Source organism: Mesorhizobium erdmanii USDA 3471, from assembly GCF_000472705.1.
Taxonomy (GTDB): domain Bacteria; phylum Pseudomonadota; class Alphaproteobacteria; order Rhizobiales; family Rhizobiaceae; genus Mesorhizobium; species Mesorhizobium erdmanii.
This window is the reverse complement of record NZ_AXAE01000020.1, coordinates 54,100-68,676: the sequence shown is the minus strand read 5'-3', so window position 1 is coordinate 68,676 and position 14,577 is coordinate 54,100. Positions and strand designations below refer to the sequence as shown.

At 64.4% G+C, this 14,577-nt stretch carries 20 protein-coding genes; 17 read left to right on the top strand and 3 right to left on the bottom strand.

Features of this window, described 5'->3' with window-relative positions:
• The first annotated feature begins 108 nt into the window (after positions 1–108).
• From A3AU_RS0116980 to A3AU_RS0116930, 11 genes are all read left to right on the top strand, one after another.
• A complete protein-coding gene (locus A3AU_RS0116980) occupies positions 109–939 on the top strand; it encodes a transporter substrate-binding domain-containing protein (protein ID WP_010911956.1) in 831 nt (276 codons plus the stop codon).
• 90 nt (positions 940–1,029) lie between these two features.
• On the top strand, positions 1,030–1,695 hold the full coding sequence (locus tag A3AU_RS0116975; RefSeq protein ID WP_027053922.1) for an amino acid ABC transporter permease: 666 nt from the start codon (positions 1,030–1,032) through the stop codon (positions 1,693–1,695).
• A gap of 1 nt (position 1,696) precedes the next feature.
• Positions 1,697–2,347 (top strand): amino acid ABC transporter permease, encoded by a 651-nt coding sequence (locus A3AU_RS0116970; protein ID WP_027053921.1) that lies wholly within the window; start codon positions 1,697–1,699, stop codon positions 2,345–2,347.
• Positions 2,348–2,351: 4 nt separating this feature from the next.
• Positions 2,352–3,146 (top strand): amino acid ABC transporter ATP-binding protein, encoded by a 795-nt coding sequence (locus A3AU_RS0116965; RefSeq protein ID WP_027053920.1) that lies wholly within the window; start codon positions 2,352–2,354, stop codon positions 3,144–3,146.
• Between the two features lie 38 nt (positions 3,147–3,184).
• Entirely contained in the window at positions 3,185–3,646 is a 462-nt protein-coding gene (locus tag A3AU_RS0116960; protein ID WP_027053919.1) for a RidA family protein, read from the top strand.
• A 25-nt stretch (positions 3,647–3,671) separates the two neighbouring features.
• Positions 3,672–4,877, top strand: coding sequence for an aminotransferase class V-fold PLP-dependent enzyme (locus A3AU_RS0116955; protein ID WP_027053918.1), 1,206 nt, complete (start codon positions 3,672–3,674; stop codon positions 4,875–4,877).
• Between the two features lie 128 nt (positions 4,878–5,005).
• Positions 5,006–5,227 carry a hypothetical protein gene (locus A3AU_RS0116950; RefSeq protein ID WP_027053917.1) on the top strand — a complete coding sequence of 74 codons (222 nt, stop codon included), beginning with the start codon at positions 5,006–5,008 and terminating at the stop codon, positions 5,225–5,227.
• A gap of 37 nt (positions 5,228–5,264) precedes the next feature.
• The gene (locus A3AU_RS0116945; protein WP_027053916.1) at positions 5,265–5,804 is read left to right on the top strand and encodes a sigma-70 family RNA polymerase sigma factor; all 540 of its coding nucleotides are present in this window, start codon (positions 5,265–5,267) and stop codon (positions 5,802–5,804) included.
• Entirely contained in the window at positions 5,801–6,709 is a 909-nt protein-coding gene (locus tag A3AU_RS0116940) for an anti-sigma factor family protein (RefSeq protein ID WP_027053915.1), read from the top strand. The genes A3AU_RS0116945 and A3AU_RS0116940 overlap by 4 nt, the downstream gene beginning before the upstream one ends.
• Positions 6,710–6,807: 98 nt before the next feature.
• Positions 6,808–7,305 carry a 5-(carboxyamino)imidazole ribonucleotide mutase gene (purE, locus tag A3AU_RS0116935; protein WP_027053914.1) on the top strand — a complete coding sequence of 166 codons (498 nt, stop codon included), beginning with the start codon at positions 6,808–6,810 and terminating at the stop codon, positions 7,303–7,305.
• A complete protein-coding gene (locus A3AU_RS0116930) occupies positions 7,302–8,378 on the top strand; it encodes a 5-(carboxyamino)imidazole ribonucleotide synthase (protein WP_027053913.1) in 1,077 nt (358 codons plus the stop codon). Before purE ends, A3AU_RS0116930 begins: the two co-directional genes overlap by 4 nt.
• A gap of 14 nt (positions 8,379–8,392) precedes the next feature.
• Here A3AU_RS0116930 and A3AU_RS0116925 read toward each other — a convergent pair whose 3' ends face one another.
• Positions 8,393–8,812, bottom strand: a complete 420-nt coding sequence (locus A3AU_RS0116925; protein ID WP_027053912.1) for a lysozyme inhibitor LprI family protein — start codon at positions 8,810–8,812, stop codon at positions 8,393–8,395.
• Between the two features lie 243 nt (positions 8,813–9,055).
• Between A3AU_RS0116925 and ykgO the strand changes: the two genes are divergently transcribed.
• The 4 genes from ykgO to A3AU_RS0116905 all read left to right on the top strand — a co-directional run bounded on the left by ykgO (position 9,056) and on the right by A3AU_RS0116905 (position 11,541).
• Positions 9,056–9,181: a type B 50S ribosomal protein L36 gene (gene ykgO / locus A3AU_RS0116920; RefSeq protein ID WP_006203764.1), complete on the top strand. Its 126-nt coding sequence runs from the start codon at positions 9,056–9,058 to the stop codon at positions 9,179–9,181.
• 108 nt (positions 9,182–9,289) lie between these two features.
• Positions 9,290–9,886: a tetratricopeptide repeat protein gene (locus A3AU_RS0116915; RefSeq protein ID WP_027053911.1), complete on the top strand. Its 597-nt coding sequence runs from the start codon at positions 9,290–9,292 to the stop codon at positions 9,884–9,886.
• Positions 9,887–10,007: 121 nt separating this feature from the next.
• A complete protein-coding gene (locus A3AU_RS0116910) occupies positions 10,008–11,075 on the top strand; it encodes an alpha/beta fold hydrolase (RefSeq protein ID WP_027053910.1) in 1,068 nt (355 codons plus the stop codon).
• Between the two features lies 1 nt (position 11,076).
• Complete coding sequence (locus tag A3AU_RS0116905) at positions 11,077–11,541, top strand: hypothetical protein (RefSeq protein WP_027053909.1); 465 nt, start codon at positions 11,077–11,079, stop codon at positions 11,539–11,541.
• 60 nt (positions 11,542–11,601) lie between these two features.
• Here A3AU_RS0116905 and pyk read toward each other — a convergent pair whose 3' ends face one another.
• A complete protein-coding gene (gene pyk / locus A3AU_RS0116900) occupies positions 11,602–13,038 on the bottom strand; it encodes a pyruvate kinase (RefSeq protein WP_027053908.1) in 1,437 nt (478 codons plus the stop codon).
• A complete protein-coding gene (locus A3AU_RS0116895; protein ID WP_244277693.1) occupies positions 13,035–13,481 on the bottom strand; it encodes a DUF1036 domain-containing protein in 447 nt (148 codons plus the stop codon). Before A3AU_RS0116895 ends, pyk begins: the two co-directional genes overlap by 4 nt.
• Between A3AU_RS0116895 and A3AU_RS1000000140400 the strand changes: the two genes are divergently transcribed.
• Both A3AU_RS1000000140400 and A3AU_RS0116890 read left to right on the top strand, forming a co-directional pair.
• Positions 13,438–13,626 (top strand): hypothetical protein, encoded by a 189-nt coding sequence (locus tag A3AU_RS1000000140400; RefSeq protein ID WP_167335243.1) that lies wholly within the window; start codon positions 13,438–13,440, stop codon positions 13,624–13,626. The genes A3AU_RS0116895 and A3AU_RS1000000140400 overlap by 44 nt on opposite strands.
• A gap of 143 nt (positions 13,627–13,769) precedes the next feature.
• Positions 13,770–14,567 (top strand): N-formylglutamate amidohydrolase, encoded by a 798-nt coding sequence (locus tag A3AU_RS0116890; RefSeq protein ID WP_027053906.1) that lies wholly within the window; start codon positions 13,770–13,772, stop codon positions 14,565–14,567.
• Positions 14,568–14,577: the final 10 nt, after the last annotated feature.

The window sequence follows — 14,577 nt, the reverse complement described above, 5'->3', positions numbered from 1 at the left end:
TTTTTTATAGTCATCATCGCGTGTATGGCCTGTGCATAGGGGAACACAACACGAAAGGAGGTCGCCGTGAACGACACATCCGGAAGACGTGATTTTCTGAAATTGGGAATGGCGGGACTGGCCACCGCCGGCGTACTGGCAACCGTCGATGCCCAGAAGGCAGCCGCCCAGGCCGCATCCGACAGCCTGCTGCGCACCGTGCTCGACCGCGGCAAGCTGATCGTCGGCACCGGCAGCACCAACGCGCCCTGGCATTTCGAGAACGATGCCGGCGAGCTGGTCGGCATGGACATCACCATGGGACGCATCCTGGCCAAGGGCCTTTTCGACGATCCGACCAAGGTCGAGTTCGTCATGCAGGATCCGGCGCAGCGCATTCCCAACGTCACCACCAACAAGGTCGACATAACAATCCAGTTCATGACGATGACGGCGCAGCGCTCGCAGCTGATCAATTTCAGCAGGCCTTACTATGTCGAAGGCGTTGCCTTGCTGACGCTGCCCACCGCCGAGAACAAGACCTTCGACAAGTTGCTCGCCGGCGGTTCGGCGACGCGCATTTCCATCCTGCAGAATGTCGACGCCGAAAGCTCGGTCCACTACGCCTTGCCGCAGGCGCAGGTGCTGCAGATCGACACCCAGGCCAACGTGCTGCAGGCGCTGGAATCCAAGCGCGCCGACGCAGCCGCAGTCGATCTCTCCACCGTGCGCTGGCTCGCCTCGCGCAATCCCGACAAATATTTCGATGCCGGCAAGAGCTGGTATTCGATGCTCTACGGCGCGGCCTTGCGGCAAGGCGATCTCGACTGGCTGACCTTCGTCAACCAGACCTTCACCATCGCCATGTTCGGTCATGAATCGGCGCTCTACGATGCCGCCTTCAAGGACTATTTCGGCCAGGAGCCGCCGGCCCGCCACCCCGGATTCCCCGTTATCTGATCCTGGTTGGCATCTGATCCTGGCTTGCGGAAGGGCGGCATTCCCGCCCTTCCGCAAGCCACACGACGCCCTTCACACCGAGGCGAATGCATGGGCTATGCCCTGAATTTCAATCTCATCTGGCGGCATTTCGACAAGCTCTGGGGCGGCCTGCTGCTCAGCCTCGAGCTTGCCGTGATCTCGATCGCCATCGGCACCGTCATCGGCCTGGTGCTCGCGGTCTGGTATGTCTCTGCCGGGCGCACGGTGCGGGCGATCATCGCCGCTTACGTCGAATTCATCCGCAACGTGCCGCTGATCCTGCTGGTCTATCTGGTCTTCTACGGCCTGCCGACCGTCGTCGACCTGGCTTACAGCGCGCCGACCTCTTTCATCCTGACCCTGTCCGTCTATAGCGGCGCCTATCTGGTCGAGGTGTTTCGCTCCGGCCTCGAAGCCGTCCCGCGCGGCCAGCTCGATGCCGGCAAGGCGATCGGCCTGACCCCTTGGCAAAGACTGCTGCATGTGCGCCTGCCGACGATGCTGCGCATCACCTTGCCGGCGCTCTCCAACACCTTCATCTCGCTGTTCAAGGACACCTCGATCGCTTCGGTCATCTCGGTGCCGGAACTCACCTTCGGCGCCCAGTGGATCAACTTCAACACCTTTCGCATCGTCGAGGTCTATCTGGTGACGACGGCGATGTACCTGGTGACCGGCTACATCCTGCTTTTCGGGCTCAGGCTCGTCGAGCGCCGGTTCAGGGCGGCGCGCTGACATGGTTGGCCAGATCCTCTACGCCCTGCCGTTCCTTGCCCAAGGCTTCGCCCTTACCCTTTGGGTATCGCTTCTGGTCGTGGTGCTGTCGCTCATCGCCGGCGTCACGCTTGGCGTTGGCCTGGTCTATGGCCCTGCCCCATTGCGCTGGGCGGTGCGCATCTTCTCGGATACCATTCGCGGCATTCCGATCCTGGTGTTGATGTTCTTCGTCTATTACGGCCTGCCGGCGATCGGCTTGCACCTGCCATCCTTCTGGGCCGCCGTCCTGGCGCTGACGCTGTTCAAGACGGCGCAGGTCATCGAATATCTCAGGGGCGCCGTCGCTTCGATCCCGAAGGGCCAGTCCGAGGCGGCGATGGCGATCGGGCTGACCTTCCGCCAGCGGTTGACCTACGTCATCTTTCCGCAGGCCTTCAGGCGCTTCCTGCCGCCCTGGATCAACGGCGTCACCGACGCGGTCAAGGGCAGCGCGCTGGTGTCGCTGCTCGGCATCACCGATTTGATGCAGGCCATCAACCAGGTCATCGGCCGCACCTACGAGGCGATGCCGCTCTATATCCTCGGCGCGCTCATCTATTTCGCCGTCAACTACGCCCTCTCGCTCGCCAGCCGGCGGCTGGAGCGGCGGTTTTCTTTCATCCGGGAATAGCACGATGTCCGAAACCTCAAACGCTGGTCCCGCGCTGCTCGACGTGCGCGACGTTTCCAAGGCCTTCGGCGCCGTCGAGGTGCTGCGTTCCGTCAGCCTTCAGGTCGAACGCGGCGAGGTGGTTACCGTCATCGGCCCATCGGGAAGTGGCAAGACCACGCTGCTGCGCTGCGTCAACTTCCTCGAAAGCTACGACTCGGGCTCGATCCGCATCGACGGCAAGGAGGTCGGCTACCTCTCAGCCGGAACACGCCAGCGCCGCGGCGAGCGCGACTTGGCCGCGATGCGTGCCGAGACCGGCATGGTGTTCCAGAGCTTCAACCTGTTTCCGCATCTGACGGCAGCCGGCAACATCATGCTGGGCTTGACCAAGGTGCGAGGCAAGAGCCAGGCCGAGGCACGCCAGGCGGCCGAACACTGGCTCGGCCGCGTCGGCCTCGCCCACAAGGCCGACAGCCTGCCAGCCGAGCTCTCCGGCGGCCAGCAGCAGCGCGTCGGCATCGCACGCGCGGTGGCGATGGAGCCAAAAATCCTTTTGCTCGACGAGATCACCTCGGCCCTCGACCCCGAATTGGTGGGCGAAGTACTGGCCGTCGTGCGCAGCCTTGCCGAAGACGGCATGACCATGCTGATGGTGACGCATGAGATGGCCTTTGCCCGAGACGCTTCGAGCCGCATTGTCTTCATGGCCGATGGCGGCGTCAGCGCTGTCGGCCCGCCGAAGGAGATCCTCGCGGCGGAGACCAGCAACGATCGTCTCCGCACCTTCCTGGCGCGTTTTCGCGCTTCGCATTTCTGAGATTGGACGACTAAAGCCGTCCCAAGGAGCCTTCATTCATGTCGCCTTACACCAGGCTCGCCGAACTCGGCCTGACGCTGCCCGAACCGCCGACGCCCATCGCCAATTTCGTCACCCATGCCGAGAGCGGCCGGCTGATCTTTCTGTCCGGCCAGGGGCCGCTGCGCGCCGACGGCACGCTCTGCACCGGCAAGGTCGGCGAGGATGTCACGGTCGAGCAGGCCTATGAGCATGCGCGCCTTACCGGGCTCAATTTGCTGGCCGTGATGCACGCCGCCGCTGGCGATCTCGGCCGCATCGTGCGCGTCGTCAAGCTGCTCGGCTTCGTCAACGCGACGCCGACCTTCAGCGACCACCCGAAAGTGGTCAACGGTTGCTCGGATTTGTTTGCCGATGTCTTCGACAAGATCGGCGGCCACGCCCGCTCGGCGATCGGCGTCGGCTCGCTGCCCGGCAACATCACCGTCGAAATCGAAGCGGTCGTCGAGATCGCCGCCTGACCTGCCACTCACGGGATTCGCTCACATGAAAACCACTTCCTCCGCCGGTTCCAACACCACCATCCGCGAACGGCTGGGTTTGCGGCCGATCATCAATGTCTCCGGCACCATGACCGCGCTCGGCGCATCGATCATCGTTCCCGAGGCGATCAGCGCCATGGCCGAGATGGCCTCGCAATGGGTCGAGATGGACGATTTGCAGCGCGCCGCCAGTACGGTCGTGGCGCGCCTCACCGGCGGCGAAGCCGGCTTCATCACCGCCTGCTGCGCCAGCGGCATCACCATGGCGATCGCCGGCGCGATGACGGGAAACAACCTGCTCGCCATCGAACGGCTGCCGGACGACACCGGCGAGCTCAAGTCGGAGGTCGTCATCCAGCTCGGCCACATCGTCAATTATGGCGCGCCGATCGACCAGTCCGTCCGCGTCGCTGGCGCCAGGGTGATTCCCGCAGGCACGGTCAGCGTGACGCAGGACTATCATGTGCGCGAGGCGATCAATGAGCGCACCGCGGCCGGGCTCTATGTCGTTGCTCACCACACGGTGCAATACGGCATGCTGTCCCTGGAAGAATTCTGCGATATCTGCCACGCCAAAGGCGTGCCGGTGATCGTCGATGCCGCCTCCGAATACGATCTGCGCGGTTTCCTTGCGCGCGGCGCCGACGTCGTCATCTACAGCGGCCACAAATTCCTCTCGGGCCCGACCAGCGGCATCGTCACCGGCCGCAAGGACCTGGTGCGATCAGCCTATTTGCAGAACCGCGGCGTCGCCCGCGCCATGAAGGTCGGCAAGGAAAGCATCGCAGGCACCATGGCGGCACTGGAAGCCTGGGAGAAGCGCGACCACGCCGGCATCCGACGGCGCGAGGAGGCTGCGCTCAATCTGTGGAAGGACGCCTTGCAGGGGCTGCCGGGCATCTTTGCGAAAATCATTCCGGACCCGACGGCCAACCCGCTCGACCGCCTGCAAATCTTCGTTTCGCCGGAGAGCCGGTTCAGTGCCGCTGGTCTTACCTCGGCGCTGGCCGCTGGCTCGCCGCCGATCATCGTGCGCAACCACGAGATCGAGCGCGGCCATTTCTTCCTCGATCCCTGCAACCTTCATCCTGGCGAGGCGGAAATCGTCGCCGAACAGCTGCGGGCCATACTGACCGCTAAGGATCGCCCCGCCGACGCGATGAAAGCCGCCCGCAAGGATTCTTCCGGCGTCTTGCGCTGGCCGGACTAAGCGCCAACCCTACTGAAAACACCAGTTGATCACGCGACTGTGATCAACTGGATTTGCGCGGCGGGAATAAACCGGCGCCGCGCCAAGTCTCCTCGGCATACGCCACCATTGGCGTTGAGGAGACCGGCATGCCGTATCATTGCAAGGACAGCGACTTTAGTCGCGGCGTCAGCCATCACCATGTGCTGGCGAGCATGATCGTCGTCAGGCTCTCCTTTGTAGCGCCCCTTCTTCCCACAGCGCTTGACACCGGTGACGCAGATGAATTCAGTTTCGGCAAGGCAGGCGGCTCTGCCTGCTTCCGGGGGATTTCCCCCTGCGAGCAAGGCAAGGCCACCGTCGCATCTTGAGGCGGCACGGCCCGGAGTATCCGATCATGGTGCTGCTTTGAGCGAAAGGGCCCTGGCAGAGCGCTTCAACCAGGTGGTGCTGCCGCATCTTGGCGACGCGCTGTCGCTCGCCCGCTGGCTGACCGGCAATGCCGCCGACGCCGAGGATGTCGTGCAGGACGCCTGCATCAAGGCGCATGCCGGCATATCAGGCTATGCCGGCGGCAACGCCCGTGCCTGGCTGCTGACCATCGTGCGCAACACCTCCTACACCTGGATGGCGCGCAACCGGCCGCGCGCCATGATGGCCGTCGGCGACCTTGGCGATCTCGACGACATGGCGGCGGCACACGGCACCAGCCTGCCGGACGAGGACGGCCCGGAGGCGAGCCTGATCGCCAGGGCCGACACAGCGGCACTGGAGGCGGCGATCGCGGCCCTGCCGCAGCCATTCCGCGAAACGCTGGTGCTGCGCGATATCAACGGCCTCAGCTATCGCGAAATATCGGCCATGCTCACCGTGCCGATCGGTACCGTGATGTCCAGGCTGGCCCGCGCCCGCGGCCTGCTGGCGTCTGAACTGGGGAGAGCGTCATGACGCACGACGACGGACTGCCCAACGATCCCGAAGGTATCAGACTGATGATCCATGCCCTTGTTGATGGTGAGCTCGATGCGGCGGCCGCCCTTGCCGTGGAGCGTCGCATCGCCGCCGATCCCCGGCTTGCCGCCGAGCATGCCCGCATTGTCGCCTTGCAAGGCGCGGTCAGCCGCTTGCCGCGTCCCGATGTCAGCGACGCCTTTCGGGCCCGCATCGCGGCGATCGCCATGGCTGGCGCCGACGAGCAGGCGACCGCCGAGGCGACAGGGCCGCAGCGGGGCGCGGCGTCTGCTCTACCGGGATTGATTTCGGTCGCCGGCGGCGGCCAGAGGCGTGACGCCGGGACACGCCCCGCGCAGACACGGACATCGCCAAGGGCACGCCGCTTCGGCTCGTTCGACTGGCGCGCCATGGCCGCGTCGATCATGATCAGCGCCGTGCTGGCCAGCGGGGCGACCCAATGGGTGATGCAGAGCGGCGTGGATGACGGCTTTGCCGCGGCGGTCGCCAGCGGCCATCGCCGCAGCCTGCTGGCATCAAGCCCGATCGACATCGTCTCGTCCGACCGTCACACCGTCAAGCCATGGCTCGACGCCCGCATCGGCGTGTCGCCGCCGGCGCCCGATCTTGCCCAGGACGGCTATGCGCTGATCGGCGGCCGGGTCGAGGTGATATCAGGCCGGCCAGTGCCTGCCCTGGTCTACCGCCACCGCGAACACCTGATCACGCTGGTCGCCGAACCGCAGCAGGGCGGCAAGACCACCCAGCCGGACGACCTTTCGTCGGGTGGCTTCTCGATGGTGCACTGGAGCGACGGCGCCTTCTCCTACTGGGCGATCTCCGACATGGAACGCCCCGAGCTCGACGACTTCGTCGCCCGCTTCCGCAAGGCGGCGGTGTGAGCCGGATTGTGGCCGTCGGCATCCAGCCGAGGCCTGAAATCCTTGCGGCCCCGCGCGAATTCCGCTAAGGCGCGCCTTTGTCGCCGGGGAGCAATAGCTTGAACGATCAACGCGCCGACGTCGCCATCATCATGGGCAGCCAGTCCGACTGGGCGACGATGCGCCAGGCGGCCGAAACGCTCGAGGCGCTGGGCGTCCCGCATACCAGGCTGATCATCTCGGCGCATCGCACACCCGACCGTCTCTATGAGTTCGCCAAGGGCGCCAAGGCCGCCGGCTACAAGGTTATCATCGCCGGCGCCGGCGGCGCTGCCCACCTGCCCGGCATGACGGCGGCGATGACGCCGTTGCCAGTCTTCGGCGTGCCGGTGGAATCGAAGGCGCTCTCGGGACAGGATTCGCTGCTCTCCATCGTTCAGATGCCGGCTGGCATTCCGGTAGGGACGCTCGCCATCGGCAAGGCTGGCGCGGCCAATGCGGCCCTGCTGGCCGCCGCTGTGCTGGCGCTGAACGACGACAAGCTTGCCCAGCGCCTCGACGCCTGGCGCGCCTCGCAGACCGCCAAGGTCGCGGCTGAGCCGACGGACGCGCCGTGAGCCTGCCTGCCGGATCGACCATCGGCATCATCGGCGGCGGCCAGCTCGGCCGCATGCTGGCAATGGCCGCCGCCCGCCTCGGCTACCGCACCGTCGTGCTGGAGCCGCAGCCGGATTGTCCGGCCGCCCAGGTCGTCAACCGTCAGATTACGGCCGCCTACGACGACCCGGCCGCCCTTGCCGAGCTCGCGGCGGCCAGTGCCGTCGTCACCTACGAATTCGAGAATGTACCGGTCGCGGCGGCGAAAACGCTTGCGGCCGAGGTGCCGGTCTATCCGCCGGCACGTGCGCTTGACGTCGCGCAGGATCGCGTGAGCGAAAAGACATTCCTAAACGGCATCGGCATTGCCACCGCCGATTTTCGTCCGGTCGATACCGACGGCGACCTGGCGGCGGCGCTGAAAACATTTGGCGGCAGCGGCATATTGAAGACGCGGCGCATGGGCTATGATGGCAAGGGCCAGCGCGTCTTCCGCAACATGGAATCAGGCGGCTTCGCCGGCACCTGCGAGTCGATGGGAAATGTCCCGCTGATCCTGGAAAGCTTCGTGCCGTTCGAGCGCGAGATTTCGGTAATCGCCGCGCGTGGGCTGGACGGCACGGTCGCCGCCTACGATCCGGCCGAGAATGTCCACCGCGACGGCATTCTCCACACCTCGACCCTGCCGGCCGGCGTCAAACTTGAAACGGCTGAAGCAGCGCGGGCGGCAGCGGCAAGAATCCTGTCGGCGCTCGACTATGTCGGCGTTATCGGCGTCGAGTTCTTCGTGCTTTCCGACGGTTCGCTGCTGGCCAACGAGATTGCGCCGCGCGTCCACAATTCAGGCCACTGGACCGAGGCCGCCTGCATCGTTTCGCAGTTCGAGCAGCATATCCGCGCCGTAGCCGGCCTGCCGCTGGGCAGCCCCGGCCGCCATTCCGATTGCGTAATGGAGAACCTGATCGGCGACGACGTGCTGCGCGTGCCCACCCTGCTCGCCGAGCCCGAGCTGATGCTGCATCTCTACGGCAAGGCCGAGGCGCGGCCCGGCCGCAAGATGGGCCATTTCACCCGCATCAGCCGCCGAACTTAATCCCGCAAACGCGCCTATTGCACCTCGTCGCTGTCCTGATCGGGACTGGCGCAGCTCACGTCGCCTTCCTCGCAATCGGCGGAGGCGGCGAGCTGCTTGATGCGCTCATTAGTCAGCCTGGTCAGGCACTGGGAAACCACCATCGGATGGATGGAACCGCCTGCGCTGGCGGCGGTGGTATGCGCGCATTCGGCGTCACGGAAGGTGATCCAGGCCCGCTGCGCCGCCTGCAGCAGTCTCTTGGCATCGGCATCGTCGGAACTGATCAGGTTCTGATAGGCGGCATTGAGCTTGGCGTCGGCGGCTTGGTAGTCTTCGCCGGCGCATATGTTCATCATCTGCTGGCTGTCGTCGGTGCGGTCGCATTCCTGCGCACCCGCAACCGACGCTCCCGCCAGCACGGCAAGGCAGGCGGACAGCAATATTCGGCGCATGATCGTCCCCCAAATCACTTGGAATACACCGCATCATCCCAGCCCGCCCGGAACCGTGCAATGCCGAGCGGCGGACATGGCGGATATTTGATGATATGGCGGTGTAGAGCATTCTTGCGGCTGACTTATGGTTGACATGGGCGAGGCTCCTCGTTTATGAGCCACCCACCGTTGAAAAGGCGCGTCTTCTGGCGCGCCTTAAAATTTCGACCCGGAACCGGGTCCACACCGACAGGCAAGACCATGAAGATCAAGAATTCGCTCAAGGCGCTGAAGGCGCGTCACCGCGACAACCAGCTGGTTCGCCGCAAGGGCCGCATCTACATCATCAACAAGACCGCCCCGCGCTACAAGGCGCGCCAGGGTTGAGGTTTCGGCCGGAGGCTTTTGCCTCCGCCAATTGATGCTTGTCGGCCTGCCGACCCTTTTACGCTAAAATCACTTTGCTGTTCCGCCGCCCGGGACTAGGATCGGGCGATGCGGATTCTCTTTGCATTTTTGACAGCCCTGCTCGTTTCCGGCGTCCTGCCGGCCACGGCCGCGGACGATCAGCCGGCAGCGCCGGCCACACCGGATGCCGCGCCGATGACGAAACAGGCCCGGCTCGACAAGCTGTTTTCTGACCTGAAGCGCGAGCGCAACGAAAAGGCCGCCGAACGCATTGCCGGCAACATCTGGAGCGAATGGTTCCAGTCCGGCAGCGCCTCGATCGATCTGATGATGTTGTGGTCGCAAAAGGCGATGGACAATCAGAAATTCGACGTCGCGCTCGATTTCCTCGACCAGGTGGTGACCCTGCGGCCTACCTATGCCGAAGGCTGGAACCGGCGCGCCACTGTGCATTTCATGATGAAGAACTACGGCAAGTCGATGTCCGACATTGAGCGCACGCTGCAGCTCGAGCCGCGCCATTTCGGTGCGCTGTCGGGTCTGGCGCAGATCATGGCGCTGACCGGCCACAAGCAGTCGGCGCTCGAGGCCTGGCAGAAGGTTCTGGCCATCTACCCGATGATGCGCAGCGCCCAGGACCAGGTCGCGACACTTTCCGAAGAGCTGGCCGGCGAAGGCATTTGATGCTCTGAAGGGAGTAAGGGAATAGGGCAGTAAGGCAGTAGGGAGTGGATTGTGCTGCTGGACGCATGACCCTGCTGCGCTACCCCACAACTTATTCCCCTCCACCCCCGTATCTCCCCGGATGAACCTGATCTACGCCGCCTTTGCCTTTCTCCTCGCACTCGTTTTCAGCCTTGTCGGCGTCACCCGCGTCGGCACGTGGCTGATCGAGCGCCGCAATCCGCCGATTGGTGAATTCGCCGACATCGGCGGCGCCCGCATCCACTACGTTCACATTCCCCGCCCCGCCAACGCCGACCTGCCGCCGATCGTCTTTATCCACGGGGCCAGCGCCAATCTCAGGGACCAGATGCTGCCGCTACGGCCTCTGCTAGAAGGCCGCGCCGAGATGCTGTTCTTCGACCGGCCGGGCTTTGGCTGGTCGGGGCGCGGACCCGGCAACAATGAGAACCCATCGGCGCAGGCCGCCACCATCGCCGCCTTGATGGACCGTCTCGGCATCAGACAAGCAGTCATCGTCGGCCATTCCTTCGGCGGCGTCGTCACAGCCGCTTTCGGCCGCGAGCATGCCGACAAGACGCTCGGTCTCGTCTTCCTGGCGCCGGCGACCCATCCCTGGCCGGGGGGCGCGACGTCCTGGTACTACGACCTGACCACCGTTCCGCTGATCGGCCGGCTGTTTTCCGAGACCCTGACCTATCCCGCCGGAACGCTGCAGCTGGCTGATGCCACGACTTGCGTGTTCTCACCCAACAAAGTGCCTGACAATTATCTCGGCATCGCCTCGATCCCGATGGTGCTGCGGCCGGCGGCCTTTCGCGCCAACGCCACCGACGTCGCCGGCCTCTACAGCTATGCGCTGGGAGCCGCACCGCACTATAACGAGATCACGGCGCCGACCGTCGTCATTTCGGGCGACCGCGACAAGGTTGTCTACGCGCATATCCACTCCGTCGGCCTGGTGCGCGACATAGCCGGCGCCGAGCTGGTCTGGGTGCACAATCTCGGCCACAAGCCGGACTGGATCGCCGGCGACCTCGTCGTCGGTGCCATCGAGAAAGTCGCCGGCAAGGAGATCGATCTGGAGGCGATGGCCAGAACGGTGGAGGCGCGGATATCAGGCGACGCCTATGGCGTGGGCAAATGCCCCGACATCAAGGAGCCTCAAGCCGAACTGGCGCCGGGCTGACATGTACGTCCTCAAGCATGGCATAAAGAGAAATCCGGAGAAGCGCTGGGCGCTGCCGGATCGCATCTTCTTCGGTCACGGTGCGTGCCACATTCTCGCCGGCACCTTTCTCGAGCATCCCCCTCTGGAAGGATTCTACGGCGAACGGATCATTCCAGGCGAGGGCTTTGCCGGAAACCATATCTATGTGACCAACGGCGTGATCGCTTTTGATTACCACGGCTATTGCGCCCGCGAGCGGTTGTTGGAGCACCATGGGAAGAGCTGGGCTTCACGCGCCGCCGGATGGCACTGCGCCATCACCAAGGTCGATTTCGATCTGCTCGATACGATCGAACTCAACCGGCGAAAGATACTGGGACCGGACCAGTACCTCCATGACCTCATTTCTCGGGCGCGGCGGTTTCTTCAGCGCATAGACCATGCTGAAGCCGCGGCGAGAGCGCTGAGGATCGCGACGGCTTGAAGTCCGTCGGCCAGTCACCCGGAAGCACTCAGGCGACGTTTCCGTGAAGGATGAACCGCTCTACCGGCTGCTTTGCGCTTCCGATCCGACATAGGCGATGCGCAGCATGTTGGTCGAGCCAGGCGTCCTCAGCGGCACACCGGCCGTGATGATGACGCGGTCGCCAGGCTTGCCGAACTCTTCTTCCAGCGCGATGCGGCAGGCGCGGTTGACCATGTCGTCGAGATCGATGGCATCCGGCGAGACGACGCAATGCGTGCCCCACAACAGCGACAGCCGCCGCGCGGTATTGAGGATCGGCGACAGCGCGATGATCGGCACCTGCGGCCGCTCACGCGCGGCGCGCAGGCCGGTGGTGCCGGACGCCGTATAGGTGATGATCGCCGCCAGTTTCAGCGTTTCGGCGATCTCGCGGGCCGCCAGCGAAATGGCGTCGGCGCCGGTCGCTTCCGGCTCGGAGCGCTGGGCATTGATGATGCCGGCATAGGTCGGATCGGTTTCCACCTTGGTGGCGATGCGGTTCATCATCGCCACGGCTTCGACCGGATAGGCACCCGCCGCCGATTCCGCCGACAGCATGATGGCGTCGGCGCCCTCGAACACCGCGATCGAGACGTCGGAGACTTCGGCGCGGGTCGGGACCGGGGCGGTGATCATCGATTCCAGCATCTGCGTGGCGACCACCACCGGCTTGCCGGCGCGGCGCGCTGCGCGCGTGATCTGCTTCTGGATGCCGGGCACCGCCTCCAGCGGCATCTCGACACCGAGATCGCCGCGGGCGACCATCAGCGCGTCGGACAATTCGATGATCTCGGCCAGCCGGGCAACGGCCTGCGGCTTTTCGATCTTGGCCATGATGAGCGCCCGGCCGCGCGCGATCTTGCGCGCTTCGGCCAGATCTTCCGGCCGCTGTACGAAGGACAGCGCGATCCAGTCGACGCCCGTGGCGAGCACCGCGTCGAGATCCTTGCGGTCCTTCTCGGTCAGCGCGCCGACCGGCAGGTCCGTATCGGGCAGGCTGACGCCCTTCTTGTCGGAAATCGTGGTGCCGGCGACGACGGTGCAGGTGATCGACCTCCCATCGCTCTTCACCGCCTTCAGCTCGAGCTTGCCATCGTCGATCAAAAGACGGTGACCGGCCTCGACCGAACTCAGGATCTCCGGATGCGGCAGGTAAACCCTGGTCGACGTGCCGGGCTCGGGATTGTCGTCGAGCGTGAAGGTCTGGCCCGGCGTCAGCACTTCCTTGCCATTGGCGAACTTGCCGACGCGCAGCTTCGGCCCTTGCAGGTCGGCGAGGATGCCGATCGGCCGGCCGACCTTTTCCTCGACGGCACGGATGCGGGCGACCAGCGTGCGCATCAATTCATGGTCGGTGTGGCTCATATTGATGCGGAACACGTCGGCGCCCGCTTCGAACAATTTCTTCAGCATCTCCTCGGAGGAGGAGGCCGGACCGATTGTGGCTAGGATCTTGACCTTGCGGCTGCGTCTCATTGACTGTTGGTTCCCGGGGCGGCTGGAGCGCCTCCCGTTGCGGGCTCATCGGTCAGCTGGACCATCCAGCTTGCCTGTTCGCCCGTGTCATATTCCTGAAATCCGGCGCGCTGGAAGCCCCGGGCGACGCAGTCGTTTACGCCGGCGATCTTGAACTCTTTTTCAGCCACGCACATGTTGATCGGGCCGTCCCAGCGTCCACCGCGCTCGGCGTCTTCTGCATAAAGATAGTAAAACCTTGATGACAGCGGTCCTTCGATCAGCGTCTTGCAGCTCGATCCTTCGATGTGCCACCAGCCCTCGGTGATCCAGCCTGCCTTGGCGCGATAGCCGATGCCGACACCGACCAGGTTCTGCGTGGCGTTGCAGACGCGGAAATCGGCGCGCGCCGGCGAGGCCATGACCATCGCCGACACGCCAACGGTCAGGATCAGGAACGGCATGGCAAAGGCGGAGCGCATGCGCTGCCTGCCGGCGGACCTCATCGCAAAACCCCTCAAGAACCACATCAGCATCTCTCTGCGCCCCTTTTCGGAAAAGTCCGGGCGCATGTCAACGCGCCGTTTTGATCAATTCCAATCGATTTAGGAAGGCTCCCGGCGCACTATCCGTCGCCCCTTGCCAGATTTTCCGGGAAACCTTGGCCAAACAACGGCATTGCGCACGCGTCGTCTTCGTGGAATGACGATAGCACCCTCCCCGGAAGCCAGCGAACAGACCATTTCCCGCCAATGACCCGATCCACAGTTTTCGCGCCTTTCGACATTGTCGAGGGCGACCGCAAGCGGGGCATCGTGCTTCTGGCCGATCATGCCCGCCGCGACCTGCCCGACGACTATGGCAGCCTCGGCCTGCCCGCGGCGGAATTCGAGCGCCACATCGCTTATGATATCGGCGTCGAGGCGGTGACACGCGAACTCGCCGCCACGCTCGACGTGCCAGCGGTGATCGCCAATTTTTCGCGGCTCTTGATCGACCCCAATCGCGGCGAGGACGATCCGACGCTTATTCGCCAGCTTTATGACGGCACCGTCGTGCCGGGAAACTATCCTATCGCGCCGGAGGAGCGCGAAAGGCGGCTCGATCGCTTCTACAGGCCTTATCACGACGCCGTCGGCGCCATGATTGCCTCGGTCGCGCAGGCTTCCGGCTTGGCGCCCTTCATCTTCTCGGTGCATTCCTTCACGCCCGCCATGCAAGGCAGGCAACGTCCCTGGCATGTCGGCATTCTGTGGGACAAGGACGACCGGGTGGCGCGGCCGCTGATCGACATGCTTGCCGAAGACAAGAACCTCGTCGTCGGTGACAATGAGCCCTATGACGGCGCGCTGCGCGGCGACACCATGTTCAGGCATGCCATCGTCAATGGCTACGCCCACGCGCTGATCGAAATCCGTCAGGACCTGATTTCGGACCAGAAGGGTGCGGTCGCCTGGGCGCAGCGTCTGGCGCCGATCGTTGACGCCATCGACCGCCGTCCCGATATACATGCGGTAAGGATGTTCGGCTCGCGCACCGGGCCGTTATGACGGAGGTTTC